This is a genomic window from Streptomyces sp. NPDC000941 (genome assembly GCF_053599555.1).
Genome location: NZ_JBSFMM010000043.1, coordinates 46796 through 59907, shown reverse-complemented (window position 1 = coordinate 59907; position 13112 = coordinate 46796). Strand labels below are relative to the sequence as shown.

General features: G+C 69.7%; 10 protein-coding genes. All 10 read left to right on the top strand.

The features are described 5' to 3' along the window. Positions 1 to 186: 186 nt before the first annotated feature. The 10 genes from ACWDSL_RS16560 to ACWDSL_RS16515 all read left to right on the top strand — a co-directional run bounded on the left by ACWDSL_RS16560 (position 187) and on the right by ACWDSL_RS16515 (position 13111). Positions 187 to 1374: a class I SAM-dependent methyltransferase gene (locus tag ACWDSL_RS16560; RefSeq protein WP_450485901.1), complete on the top strand. Its 1188-nt coding sequence runs from the start codon at positions 187 to 189 to the stop codon at positions 1372 to 1374. Positions 1375 to 1513: 139 nt separating this feature from the next. After that, positions 1514 to 2719 (top strand): CapA family protein, encoded by a 1206-nt coding sequence (locus tag ACWDSL_RS16555; RefSeq protein WP_450485899.1) that lies wholly within the window; start codon positions 1514 to 1516, stop codon positions 2717 to 2719. Further along, positions 2716 to 3162, top strand: a complete 447-nt coding sequence (locus ACWDSL_RS16550; RefSeq protein ID WP_450485897.1) for a RidA family protein — start codon at positions 2716 to 2718, stop codon at positions 3160 to 3162. Before ACWDSL_RS16555 ends, ACWDSL_RS16550 begins: the two co-directional genes overlap by 4 nt. Positions 3163 to 3175: 13 nt before the next feature. Further along, complete coding sequence (locus ACWDSL_RS16545) at positions 3176 to 3880, top strand: ArsR/SmtB family transcription factor (protein WP_450485895.1); 705 nt, start codon at positions 3176 to 3178, stop codon at positions 3878 to 3880. Between the two features lie 121 nt (positions 3881 to 4001). Next, a complete protein-coding gene (locus ACWDSL_RS16540) occupies positions 4002 to 6008 on the top strand; it encodes an FAD/NAD(P)-binding protein (RefSeq protein WP_450485893.1) in 2007 nt (668 codons plus the stop codon). After that, the gene (locus tag ACWDSL_RS16535) at positions 6005 to 7456 is read left to right on the top strand and encodes a class-II fumarase/aspartase family protein (RefSeq protein ID WP_450485891.1); all 1452 of its coding nucleotides are present in this window, start codon (positions 6005 to 6007) and stop codon (positions 7454 to 7456) included. Before ACWDSL_RS16540 ends, ACWDSL_RS16535 begins: the two co-directional genes overlap by 4 nt. 103 nt (positions 7457 to 7559) lie before the next feature. Then, a complete protein-coding gene (locus ACWDSL_RS16530; RefSeq protein WP_450485889.1) occupies positions 7560 to 8975 on the top strand; it encodes an MFS transporter in 1416 nt (471 codons plus the stop codon). Further along, a complete protein-coding gene (locus tag ACWDSL_RS16525; RefSeq protein WP_450485887.1) occupies positions 8965 to 10416 on the top strand; it encodes an FAD-dependent oxidoreductase in 1452 nt (483 codons plus the stop codon). Before ACWDSL_RS16530 ends, ACWDSL_RS16525 begins: the two co-directional genes overlap by 11 nt. Beyond that, a complete protein-coding gene (locus tag ACWDSL_RS16520; protein WP_450485885.1) occupies positions 10413 to 11552 on the top strand; it encodes a 3-oxoacyl-[acyl-carrier-protein] synthase III C-terminal domain-containing protein in 1140 nt (379 codons plus the stop codon). Before ACWDSL_RS16525 ends, ACWDSL_RS16520 begins: the two co-directional genes overlap by 4 nt. Further along, positions 11549 to 13111 (top strand): AMP-binding protein, encoded by a 1563-nt coding sequence (locus ACWDSL_RS16515; protein WP_450485883.1) that lies wholly within the window; start codon positions 11549 to 11551, stop codon positions 13109 to 13111. The genes ACWDSL_RS16520 and ACWDSL_RS16515 overlap by 4 nt, the downstream gene beginning before the upstream one ends. The last annotated feature ends 1 nt before the right edge of the window (position 13112 follow it).

Genomic DNA, 13112 nt, shown 5'->3' with positions numbered 1-13112 from the left:
TCCATGGCGCGGCCACAACACCCCAGGGGGCGCGGGCCCCGGCGCGGGGCGGGGGGGGGGCCGGACACGCTGTTCCCTGCCCGCACAGCGGCTGTTACATCCCCCCTGTTACATCCCGCCTGTCCCTTCCCGCCGGCCACTCCCCGGGGCCAGGCCCGTGTGGTCGGCAACGAGAGGAACACCCACATGGTTGAGCAATCCCCCACTTCTGTCATCGGACTCGACGACCGCGCGTACGCGTCCGGCTCCCCCACCCGCCGTGACGACAGCGTCAGGACATTGGTGGACTTCAACTATCTGTCCGCCACGACCGGCGAGCAGAAGACGGTCCGCGCCGCTCACCAGATATACGAGCATCTGATAGGTATGTGGGCGCCCGCGGTCATCGAGGCCGCCCACGACCTCGGGGTCTTCTCCTGGCTGGCCAACCGGTCCGGCACGGTGGAGGAGCTGTCCGCCGAGCTCCAAACCGATCAGCGGGCCACCCGGGTCCTCCTGGGCGGGCTCCTCGCCTACGGGGTGATCGAGCGTTCCGAGCTCGACGGCGAGGTCCGCTACTCCCTTCCGAGTGATTTCCGGCAGGCGCTGCTCCCCGGCGGAACCTTCAGCCTGGTGGGCAAGATGCTCCATGACCGGCACGTCGCCTGGGCCGGCTGGCGCAACCTCGGCGACGCGGTCCGGCACGGCACCCGCGACCAGTCGGGCAACGACCGTACGAACCAGATCTCGGAGACCAATTACGAGGATCTGACCTCCGGTATCAACTTCTGGGCGCCGCCGATCGTGGACGTGCTGTCCGCCGCCCTGGCCGAGACCGGCTGGAAGAAGGACGAAACCGTCTCGGTGCTCGATGTCGGCTGCGGGACCGGCCTTTACAGCCAGTTGCTCCTCGAGCGGTTCCCCACCTGGAAGGCGGAGGGCATCGACGCTCCGCGCATCATCCGCCTGGCCACGGCACAGGCGGAACGGCTCGGCGTCGGCTCGCGCTTCACCGGCACGGTCCGCGACTTCTGGAAGGACGGCTGGGGCGAGACCGTCGACCTGATCCTGTTCGCGAACATCTTCCATCTGCAGACACCCGACTCCGTACAGAAGCTGATGCGCAGCGCCGCCGACGTCCTCGCACCCGACGGAATCATCTGCATCGCCGACCAGATCGTCGTGGACGAGGCGCGGCCGGTGACGGCGCAGGACCGCTTCGCCATGCTGTTCGCCGCCTCGATGCTGGCCACCGGCGGCGGCGACGCCTACACGCTGAGCGCCTACGACCAGTGGCTGGCGGAGGCCGGGCTCGAGCGGGTGGCGGTGCTCGAGGCGCCGATGCACCGCGTCCTCCTGATCGGCCACGCGGGCCGGCACCCGCTGCCCGTCTGAACCGCGCACCGCGGGGCAGCGACCGACCGCCGCGCCCGACGACGGTTAGGCCGCCCCCGAATCACGGAGCAACTAGGCTTATTCGGCAAAACGGAGTGGACACATTCCACGCCCGTCTCCAGCGTCCGAAAGAGTGAGCATGGCAGTCTCCTTATTCGCGGTTGGCGATGTCTTCATCGACCGGGAGAATCCCGGGACCGCGTTTGATGTGGCCAAGAACGTACTGAGCGCCGGGGATGTCGTCTTCGGCAACTGCGAAGGAGTTTTCAGCGACACCTGGGAAAGGGCGCCGAGTTCCGGATCTCCCGTCGTGGCCCCGGCCAAGAACGCCGCACCGTTCGCGGAAGCGGGATTCCATGTGATGTCGCTGGCCAACAACCACAGCGTGGACGGCGGCCATCAGGCGCTGCTCAACACCCGGGACACGCTGCACGATCTGGGCATCGCGACGGTCGGCGCGGGCGCCAACATCGCCGAGGCGCGTACTCCGGCGATCGTCGAGCGGGACGGGCTGCGCATCGCCTTCCTGGCCTACTCCTCGGTCTTCCCCCACGGCTACGAGGCCCGCGCCGGGGTTCCCGGACTCGCCCCGCTGCGCGCCCACACCCGCTATACGCCGTGGGAGCTCAACGAGTGGAATCCCGGGCTGCTGCCCCGCGTCACCACGGAGAACTTCCCCGAGGACGTGGAGGCTTTCACCCGTGACGTACGGGCCGCGCGCGAGCAGGCGGACATCGTTGCCATCAGCTTCCACTGGGGGGACTTCACCCGCCCGTTCGTACTGACCGACAACGAGCGCCGGCTGGCCCGGCTCGCCGTGGATTCCGGGGCGGACATCGTCCTCGGGCACCACCACCACATGCTGCGCGGCATCGAATGGTACGAGGGCAAGCCGATCTTCTACGGGCTCGGGCACTACGTCTTCGATCTGCCCAACCTGCCCCAGCGCCTGGCCAAGGACGGCTACCTCAGCGCGGCGCGGCCGCAGGACGAGATCGAGCTGAGCCGCCGGTTCGGCGAGTTCCGTATCAGCCCCAAGGAGGAGTACCCGCTGCTGCCCTTCCACCCGGATGCGCGGATGACCGGTGTGGCCGTGGTCCGCGTCAGCTCCGAGGGAGTGCTCTCCGCCGGGTTCTGTCCGGCGCTGATCGACGCGCGTAACGAACCGGTGCCGGTGGCGCCCGAGAGCGAGACCGGGCGCCGGATCGTCGAATACCTCACGGAATGCTGCTCCCAGGAGCGGCTGCCGACCCGCTTCAGCGCACCGCTGGACGGCTCGGGGCTGCCGGCCGACAGCATCCAGGCCCTCCCCCTGTCGGAGTCCGAGATCGGAGCCAAGGCATGACCACTGACCGTCGGGAAGCCGGACCGGCGGCGGACGAGGAGGTCGTCCGGTATGTGGAGGTGCCCGGCGTCGGCGATCCGCGCAGGTTCGGATACGCACAGGCGGTCAGCGCCGGCGGACTGCTCTTCGTCTCGGGTCAGCTCGGCATCGACGAGGACTACAAGCCGGTCAGTGACAGCTTCGACGAGCAGGCGTACCGGGCGATGGAGAACATCCGGCGCGTGCTGAGCGCGGCGGGCGGTGGAATGGAACACCTGGTGTCCATGACCATCTATCTGACGGATATGCGCAATGCCCCGCGTTTCTTCGACATTCGAAGGGAGATCCTTGGGGAAATTCTGGTCTCGAGCACCGCGGTGGCCGTTTCCGGGCTACCTCTGCCCAACCTCCAGGTGGAGGTTCAGTGCGTAGCGCATATTCCCCCCTCACAACCCACGGCGTGACAACGGAGAAAACATGCTGGACCCCGGGCAGCCACGGCCCGATATCGCGACCGTAGCCGAGCTTTTGGGCAATACGACACGTGCGACGATGGTCAGCGCTTTGGCGGGAGACTTTGTGATGCCCGCCGGTGAACTGGCCTCGATCGCGGGCGTCTCCAGGCCCACGGCGAGTGAACACCTCTCCCGTCTGGTGGACCGCGGTCTGCTCTCCGTCGACCGCATGGGCCGGCACGCCTACTACCGGATCTCCAGCCCGCAGGTGGCCGAGTTGATCGAGGCGCTGGCGGTCATCGCACCCCTGAGGCCTCCCACCTCGCTGCGGTCCGCGCGGCTGCTGAAGACCCTCAGCCACGCACGTACCTGCTACCGGCACCTGGCCGGGCGGATCGGGGTGGAGCTGGCGGGCGCGTTGCTCGCCCGGGGGTTGGTGCGCCGTGGGGAGAGCGGCCTGGAGATCGACACGGAGCGCTGGGACGCGGACAAGCCGCTCGGCCTGGCCTCCGGCCCGTTGGAAATCGAGGGACAGCCGCTGATCAAAGGGTGTGTGGACTGGAGCGAGCGCCGCCACCACCTGGCCGGGACCGCGGCAACGGCCCTGACGGACCAGCTGTTCGAGCTGGGCTGGATCGCCCGAGCGCGTGAGCACAAGCGGGCGGTCGTGGTGACCCCCGCGGGCGCGGAAGGGCTGTCGGATGAGTTCGGATTGAACCTCCTGTGAGTCACCCCTCGCCGCCCGGGACAACTCCCGGGCGGCGGGGCGGGTGGAGTGTGCGCAGACGGCCGTCCACGCTCTGGGCTGCTGTCCGTCGGTTTGACGCAAGCAACCCATTGGAGAATTGATGGCTGGCCGACGACTCGACATCTGCATCATCGGCATGGGGCCTCGAGGACTCTCGGTGCTGGAGAGAATCTGTGCCAACGCCCGGCATACGGGGCCCGACACGCAGATCACCGTGCATGTCGTGGATCCCCACCCGGCAGGGGCGGGCAAGGTGTGGCGCACCGCGCAGTCGCGACACCTGCTGATGAACACCGTCGCCTCGCAGGTGACCATGTTCACCGACGACAGTGTGGACCTCGAAGGCCCGCTGGCGCCCGGTCCGAGCCTGTACGAATGGGCCAGGTTCCTCACGCTGATGGGGCCCTTCGACCGGTACCAGTACCGGCCCCTGATCCTTGAGGAGGCCGCCGCGCTGGGGCCGGACTCGTATCCCAGCCGGGCCTTCTACGGGCACTATCTGGAATGGGTGTTCCACCGCGTCGTGAGCGCGGCACCGGACCATGTCCTGGTCCAGGTCCACGAGGCACGCGCCGTCGCCCTGGACGACGCCGCTCCCCCGACGGCAGCGGCCGGGGAGGACACCCGGACCGCGGAGCGCGGGGCCGGTGATCTGCAAACCGTGCAGCTGGACGACGGCAGCTGGCTCGACGGGCTGCACGCGGTGGTGCTCGCCCAGGGCCATCTGCCCACCGCCGCCACCGGACGCGAGGCCGCGCTGAGCCGGTTCGCGGACGAGCGCGAACTGCTGTACTTCCCGCCGGCCAACCCGGCGGACGCGGATCTCGGCCGGGTGCGCCCGAAGGAGCTCGTCGCCCTGCTCGGTCTCGGCCTGTGCGCCTTCGACTACATCGCTCTGTTCACCGTGGGGCGCGGCGGGCGGTTCGAACGCGAGGAGGACGGCACCCTCACCTATCTCGCGTCCGGCAACGAGCCGCGTCTGTACGCCGGTTCCCGGCGCGGCATCCCCTTCCACTCCCGGGGCGAGAACGAGAAGGGCCCGCACGGTCGGCACATTCCCGTCGTCCTCACCCCCGAAGTGATCGACGGTCTGCGCGCACAGGCGTCGAACGGTGGCATCGACTTCCGCCGCGACATATGGCCGCTGGTGGCGAAGGAGGTGGAGACGGTCTACTACGCCACCTCGCTCACGGCGTCACAGGGCGTACGGGCGGCCGAGGCGTTCCGCCGACGCTATCTCGCCCTCCCCTGGGACACACCGGAGGAGGCCCGGCTCCTGGACACCTTCGGCTTCCCCCGCGACCGCAGATGGGACTGGGAGCGGATCGCCCGCCCGTACGGCGACCGGAAGTTCACCAGCCCCACCGACTTCCGCGGCTGGCTGCTGGACCATCTGCGCCAGGACATCGCCGAGGCGCGGGCGGGCAATGTCAGCGGTCCGCTCAAGGCCGCGCTGGATGTGCTGCGCGATCTGCGGAACGAGGTGCGGCTGCTGGTCGACCACCGGGGGCTCACCGGCCGCTCCCACCGCCAGGACCTCGAACGCTGGTACACGCCGTTGAACGCCTTCCTGTCCATCGGCCCGCCCGTCCAGCGGATCGAGGAGGCCGTGGCCCTGATCGACGCGGGCCTGCTGGAGGTCCTGGGCCCCGATGTGACCGCGCACGCCGACGACGAAGCCGGGGTCTTCACCGTCAGAGCCGGCTCCGTACCGGGGTCCGAGGTATGGACCACGGCCCTCATCGACGCCCGGCTGCCCGATATCGACGTACGCAGGACCGCCGATCCCCTGCTGACGTATCTGCTGGTCAGCGGCGCGTGCCGACCGCACCGGATACCCAACCCCGACGGCACGGCGTACCAGACCGGCGGCCTGGACGTGACCGAAGGCCGCTTCCAACTGCTCGACGCGTCGGGCCATCCGCATCCGAGGCGGTTCGCCTTCGGGGTGCCCACGGAAGCAGTGCACTGGGTGACCGCCGCGGGCATCCGTCCGGGCGTCAACTCGGTGACGCTCAGCGATGCCGATACGATCGCGCGGGCCGCACTCTCGCTGGCCACCGAGGTATCCGAGACGGAAACCGAGACCACGAAGGCCACGGTATGAGCGCGCAGGACGCCCCCACTCCGGCCGTCGAATGCGGCCTGGACTCCGGACTGCTGTCCCCGGTGCGCGCGGGCGCGCCCGCGGAAGCCGCGACCTCCGACGAGGCATGGCTCCAGGCGCTGCTGGATGCGGAAGCGGGCCTGGTACGGGCCCAGGCCCGGCTGGGTGTCGTACCCGAGAAGGCCGCCGCGGCCATCACCCGTACCGCGCAGGCCGGTCGGCTCGACCTCGTACGGCTGGCGCACCGCAGCCGCGGAGCCGCCAACCCGGTGGTGGCGTTGGTGGAGGAGCTGACCGCCGCCGTCGCCCTGACCGACCCGGACTCGGCCGAGTACGTCCACCGGGGCTCCACGAGCCAGGACATCATGGACAGCGCCGCGATGCTGGTCGCGCACCGGACCACGGGCCTGATCCTGGCCGACCTGGACCGGGTGGCCGCGGCGCTGGCCCGGCTCGCCGAGGACCACCGGGACACCGCCATGCCGGGGCGCACCCTCGCGCTGCACGCGGTGCCCGTCACCTTCGGGCTGAAGGCGGCGGGCTGGCTGCAGGCCGTCCTGGAGACCGGGGACCGGCTGCGTGTGCTGCGCGCACAACTGCCCGTCCAGCTCGGCGGCGCGGCGGGCACCCTGGCGGGCTATCTGGAGTACGCCCGCCTCGCGGAGTCGGGGTACGTCGCGGAGTCGGGGTACGTCGCGGGTTACGGGGACAGGCTCATCGCCGCCTTCGCCGCCGAGCTGGGGCTGGCCGAAGCGGTGCTGCCCTGGCATACGGCGCGCGCCCCCATCGCCCGGATCGGATCGACACTCGCCGAGGTCACCGGCGCGCTCGGCAAGCTCGCCGTGGACGTCCAGACGCTCTCCCGCACCGAGATCGCCGAGGTCGCCGAGCCGGCGGCGGCAGGCCGCGGAGTGTCGTCGGCGATGCCGCACAAGCAGAATCCGGCGCTGGCCACGCTCATTCGCTCCGCGGCCCTTCAAGTCCCCGCTCACGCCATGGTGCTGGCGCAGGCCATGCTGGCCGAGGACGAGCGGCCCGCCGGGGTCTGGCACGCCGAGTGGCAGCCGATGCGCGAGTGTCTGCGGCTGGCGGGAGGCGCCGCGCACACCGCCGTCGAACTGGCCGAAGGGCTCAGCGTGCGCCCCGGGCGGATGCAGGACAACTTGGGGATGACCGGCAGTCTGCTGATCACCGAGCGGCTGGCCGCCGTCCTGGCGCCCGTGGTCGGCAAGGCCACGGCCAAGTCGCTGATGAGCCGGGCCGCGGCGGAGACGACGCGCACCGGCAGACCGCTGAGCGCCGTCCTGCTGGACCTTCCCGAGCTGAACGGCCACTTCGACGCGGCCGAACTGGCCGAACTGCTCGACCCCGGCCGCTACACCGGTGCCGCCGGCGAACTCGTCGACCGGGCCCTCGCCCACTACCGGGAGACCCGCCGGCCGCGCTGACGCCCCGACGCTCCCACAGTCTTCCCACAGGCCGGATCAACGCCCACGCACGCCCGTATCCGCACAGGCACGCCCGTTTCCGCACAGGCAAAGGGGTATCGCGATGTCTCGGCTCGACCCGGGATCCGGCACGGAAAACCGTGCGCAGATCCGCCGTGTCGTGCTGTCCGGCTGGCTCGGCAGCACGATCGAGTACTACGACTTCCTGCTCTACGGCACTGCCGCATCCCTCGTGTTCAACAAGCTCTTCTTCACCAACCTCTCCCCCGTGGCCGGGACGATCGCCTCCTTCGGCACCTTCGCCGTCGGCTATCTGGCCCGCCCCCTGGGCGGGGCGATCTTCGGTCACTTCGGGGACCGGCTCGGCCGCAAGGCGATGCTGGTGGTCTCGATGGCGATGATGGGCATCGCCAGCACGCTCATCGGCCTTCTCCCCACGCATGACCAGGTCGGCAACCTGGCACCCACGCTCCTGATCGTGCTGCGGCTCATCCAGGGTGTCGCCGTCGGCGGCGAGTGGGGCGGGGCCGCGCTGCTGACCGCCGAGCACGCGTCGTCGCGCCGGCGCGGACTGCTGACCAGTCTGGTGCAGATGGGAGGGCCGGCCGGCACGGTGCTGTCCACGCTCGCCCTCATGCTGTTCTCCACCCTGCCCGACGACGAGTTCCTGTCCTGGGGCTGGCGGATCCCGTTCCTGTTCAGTGCCGCCCTGCTCACGATCGGCCTGTTCGTACGGCTGAAAGTGACCGAGAGCCCGCTGTTCACCGAGGTCCAGCGGAGTGAGTCCGTGGTGCGCAGACCGCTGGTCGAGATCTTTCGCAAGCCCAAGCCCCTGCTTCAGGCGTGCTTCGTGGTCTTCGGAGCCACCGTGTCCCAGGCCCTGACCAGTGTGTTCACCATCAGCTTCGCGAAGGACGTCGGCTATGGGCGCACCGAGATCCTGATCGGCCAACTCGTCAACGGCGTTGCGGCGGCGATCGCGATACCGGTCTCCGCGGCCTGGTCCGACCGGGTCGGCCGGCGTCCGGTCCTGCTGGGCGCGGCGCTCACCCTCGGCGCCATGGCGTTCCCGGTCTTCGCCCTGATCAACACGGGGTCGCTGCCGCTGATGCTGATCGCGCTGGGAATCCTCGCGCCGCTGCCGATGGGCTCGCTGCTCGGCCCGGTGCCCGCGCTGTTCTCGGAGATGTTCGGCACCGGCACCCGCTACACCGGGGTGTCCATGGGCTACCAGCTGGCCGCCGTCGTCGGCGGAGGCCTCGCGCCGCTGATCGGAGCGCTTCTGCTGTCGGCCGCCGGAGGCGACGACCCCTGGCTGGTCGCGCTGTACATGCTGGCCACCTGCCTGGTCAGCGCCACCGTGGTCTGGCACACCGCCGAGACCCGGGGACGGGATCTCGCGCTTGAGTCGTCTGCTTCGCCGTTGGGAGAACGTGTGGACAACGGGGCCAAGGCGGCGGTGCTCGCCGCTCCTTACGAGGCGCGCGACGAGGTTGCGGGTGATCTCGATGCCCGGTAGTCAGGATTTTCGCCACACCAGCGAGGTGGCCATCATCGGTGGCGGTATCGCGGGGGCCTGGCTGGCCTACCGGCTGGCTCAGCAAGAAGTGCCGACGGTGCTGATCTCCACGGAGGAGCATGCGCCGGCGACCTCCCGGCAGTGGGCGTTCGGCCTGGTGGAACAGCGGGTCTTCGACTGTGCCACCGCGCCCGCGGCAGAGGTGTTCGCGGACGGCTCCGGCACCCAGGATCCGGGCTACGCCCCCATGATGGCCGAGTACTTCGCCGAGGAATTCGAGGAACTGAGCCGGCTGGTGGAATACGGGCCCTTCGGTCCGTACCTGCATCCGCGCCTTGCCGAACCCGGTATTCATATGGGCGGCGGCGGCAGCGTGGTGGACGCGGTGCTGGCACGGTTCGAGGAACTGGGCGGGACCATAATCCACGGCCGGGTGACCGATCTCGTCGTCGCCGGCGACGTCTGTCTGGGGGCGCGTTATGAACACCATGGCGTACCCGGCAGGATTCTCTGCACTCAATTGGTCTTCGCATCGGGCGGGTTCTGCGGATTGTTCGCGGACGGGGTCGGCAGCAACACCGGGTATCTGCTGGGCACCTATGCGCGGCACGGTGGCCGTCTGGCCAGTCTCGAACTGTTCAACCGGTTCCCGTTGGGCCTCCCGGACCTGGGCGGCCCCCTCTACCCCTCGGATTTCGACGGGGCGCCCCGGCTGCTGCGGGCCGGGGAGCGGGCGGGCGAGCTGGAGAAGGCGCTCGACGCGTACCAGGGAGACCGGTGCGACGTGGATGTGTTCGCGCACTACTGGACGCGGAACCTCGATGTGCCGCACACCGTGGAGCTGGCGGACGGCTCGTTCCGGCTGGGGCCGGTCAGGGGATTCAGCATGGGGGGCATGGCGACGCGGTCGGCCCCCACCGTGCGGAACGTCCACGCCACCGGCGAATGCGCCTACGGCCTGGCCGTCGACTCGATTTCCGGTAAACCCTTCCCGTCCTTCCTCGCCAAGGGACGTATGCTCGCCGACGCGCTGGCACGGCACTCGGCCGGCGTCGCCGAGACCGACTTCGGCCCCGGCGGGGCCCAGCCGGGTGCGGATGTGTCCTTGCGCCAGGAAATCCGGCACCGTCTGGACGCCTTTCAGGACAGCAGATTCTCCATGGCCTCGGCCGGGGAATTCGCGCGGTGGTGCCGGAGCGAACGAGCGCGGCGCAGGGCGGACGGCACACCGGACAACGAGGACGTGGATCTGCTCATCCTGGCCGAGGCCAACACCCGGTCGATCATGGCGCGCGGGGAGAGTCGCGGATTCTTCTTCCGCCCCGATCTGCCCACCGCCGATCACAGCCTGGACAACCACGTGACCCTGGCTCATTACGACGCGGCCGACGACCAGATACACGTGACGCTCTCCCCCCGAGAAACAGGAGCGAGTGCATGACCGCCGTCACCGGAATCGATCCCCGACTCATCTCGATCGCCACCGAAATGCCCCGCCCCGAGTACACGACCGAGGAATTACTCGAGGCCGGCCGGGGGCACTGCTCCGACAAGCTCGCGGCGATGCTGGGCAGCCTGGGGGTGGAGAAGAGGCATTCGGTCCTCGCCAATTACCCGGACGTCCTCTTCCAGGGTGCCGAACCGAAACTGGACACGCTCGCGGTCGACCTCGCGGTCGGCGCCGCCCGTAAATGCCTGGCCAAGGCCGATGTGCCGGTGGAGTCGATCGGTCTGGTGCTGGGCGTGAGCAGCACCCCCGGCCGACTGCTGCCCAGCCTGGTGTGCGATGTGTTCGCGCGGATGCCGGAACTGCCGCGGACCGCGGCGAACCTGAGCATCGAATACATGGGCTGCTCCGCGATGTCGAAGGTCGTCGATACGGCCCGCTGGTATCTGAGTTGCAATCCCGGCAAACGGGTCCTCGTCTGCTTCATGGAAGCGATCACACCGCTGTCCCCCGAGCTTCCGGGTTTCTACTCGCACTTCTCCGAAGTCGCCAAGGAGGAGCACCAGGACACGGTGAACGTGCTGCACGGCTTTCTCTTCGCGGACGCGGCCGTGGCGATGCTGCTCGGCGCGGAGGGCGAGGGACCGTCGTTCGGCCCGGTGTCCAATCTGACGAACGAGCAGCCGGAGGACGCCGAACTCGGCACCGTCCCCGACGGCGGATCGGACATTCCGGTGGTGCACGGGCGGCGGGCCTACACACTGGGCCCCGACGTCACTCCGCGCGGATCCTTCTACGCCCGGGAAACCGTCCGTATGGCGCTGTCCGACGAGTCCTGCACCCTGTCCGACCCCCGTGACGCCTCGGTGCTGCTACTGCACACCGGCAGTGTGCGCATCCTGGACACCCTGTGCGAGCAGTTCGGCCATACCAAGGACGCCGAATCCGTGGCCTCGTCGTACCGGGTGCTGCGCGACTACGGCAATACGCTGGGGTGTTCGGTCCCCCTGATGGTGGCGGAGCCGGTGCACCGCCCGGCGGGGCAGGGCCTTCTCGTGGCCTTCGGTCTCAGCTTCAGCTGCGGCGCGTTCACCATGACGATCCCCGACGGCGGTTGGAACCCCCGGTGACGGCCGTGGGGTGGGATGTCGACGCCGCTGTGGGGCAGCGGAACCTCGCCGACATCGTATGGGGAGCGGGGCAGGGCGACGGGATCGCGCTGATCGAGCATCCGACCGGCCGGACCCACCGGTACCAGGACCTTCTGCTCGACAGCCGGCGGTTCGCCGCCGCCCTGCGGCGTCGGGGACTTCGCCCCGGCGAGAGCGTGGCGATCATCTGCGGCAACAGCGGCGAATTCATCGCTTCCTATTACGGCACGCTGTGGGCCGGGGGTGTGGTCCTCCCCCTCGAGCCCCTGGGGAGCGGGAACGAGTGGCACATGGCTCTTGAGCACAGCCGCCCACGGTTCGCGGTCGTGACCGCCGCGGTGTGGCAGAAGCTCGAGGGGCAGGCCTTCGCGGACTCGTTCCAGCATGTCTTCGTCATCGGGGAAGGCGGCACACGGTCGGCGTCCCCCGCGGTCGAAGCGGCCGACTGGGACCGGATGCTCGGCGCGGAGACGGACACCGCGGTGGCCGAGGGAGGCGGCCGGACGGCAGTGCTGGCCGCGTCCAGCGGCAGTTCGGGCACGCCCAAGCAGATCGTGCTGACCCATCGCAACCTCGCCGCGAACATCCTCCAGGTCAACTGCGTACACCGGCTGACGGCCGACGATGTGGTGCTGGGCATCGCTCCGTTCCGGCATCTGTACGGGATGCAGATCTCGATGAACCGCACCGTGCACGCACGCGGCACGCTCGTCTCCCTGGCCACGCCGTTCAGCGCCGAGAACCTGCTCGACGCCGTACAGCGCCACCGCGTCACGGTCGCCTATGTGGTCCCGAGCGTGCTCGCCGAACTCGCCCGGTTCCCCTACATCGAGCGGTACGACACCTCCAGCCTGCGGATGCTGCACTCGGGCGGGGCACCGCTCCCCCTGGCGATCGCCGAGACCTGCGCACGCGTCCTGGGGGCCGAGGTCGTCCAGAGCTACGGCATGACCGAGGCCGGGGGCTGCACCCACGCTCCGCCCGACGGCAGCCCCAGCCCACCCGGATCGATCGGGGTCCCCATCCCGGGCACGCAGACGCGGTTCGTCGACCCCGACACCGGCCTGGACGTCGGGAACGGGGCGGCCGGCGAGATCTGGGTCCGCGGTCCGCAGATCTCCCCGGGCTGCCTGCGGGGGCCGGACAGCATCGTCCCCGTGGTCGACGCCGACGGCTGGCTGCACACCGGTGACATCGGCCGCAGCGACGCGCTGGGGTACGTCACGATCACCGGTCGGTGCAAGCAACTGATCAAGTACAAGGGGCATCAGGTCGCGCCCGCCGAGCTCGAAGCGATCCTGCTCGGTCACCCGGATGTCGGCGACGCCGTCGTCGTGGGCGTACCGGACGAGGCCGTCGGAGAAATCCCCAAGGCATACGTGGTCCTCAGCGCTCCGGTCCCGCTCGACGAGGTGTCGGCGTATGTCGCGGAGCGGGTGGCGCCGTACAAGAAGATCCGGCGCATCGAAGCCGTGCCCCGCATCCCCAGGTCCCCCATGGGCAAGGTGCTGCGCGGCGCACTCGGGTCCGACCGGTGAA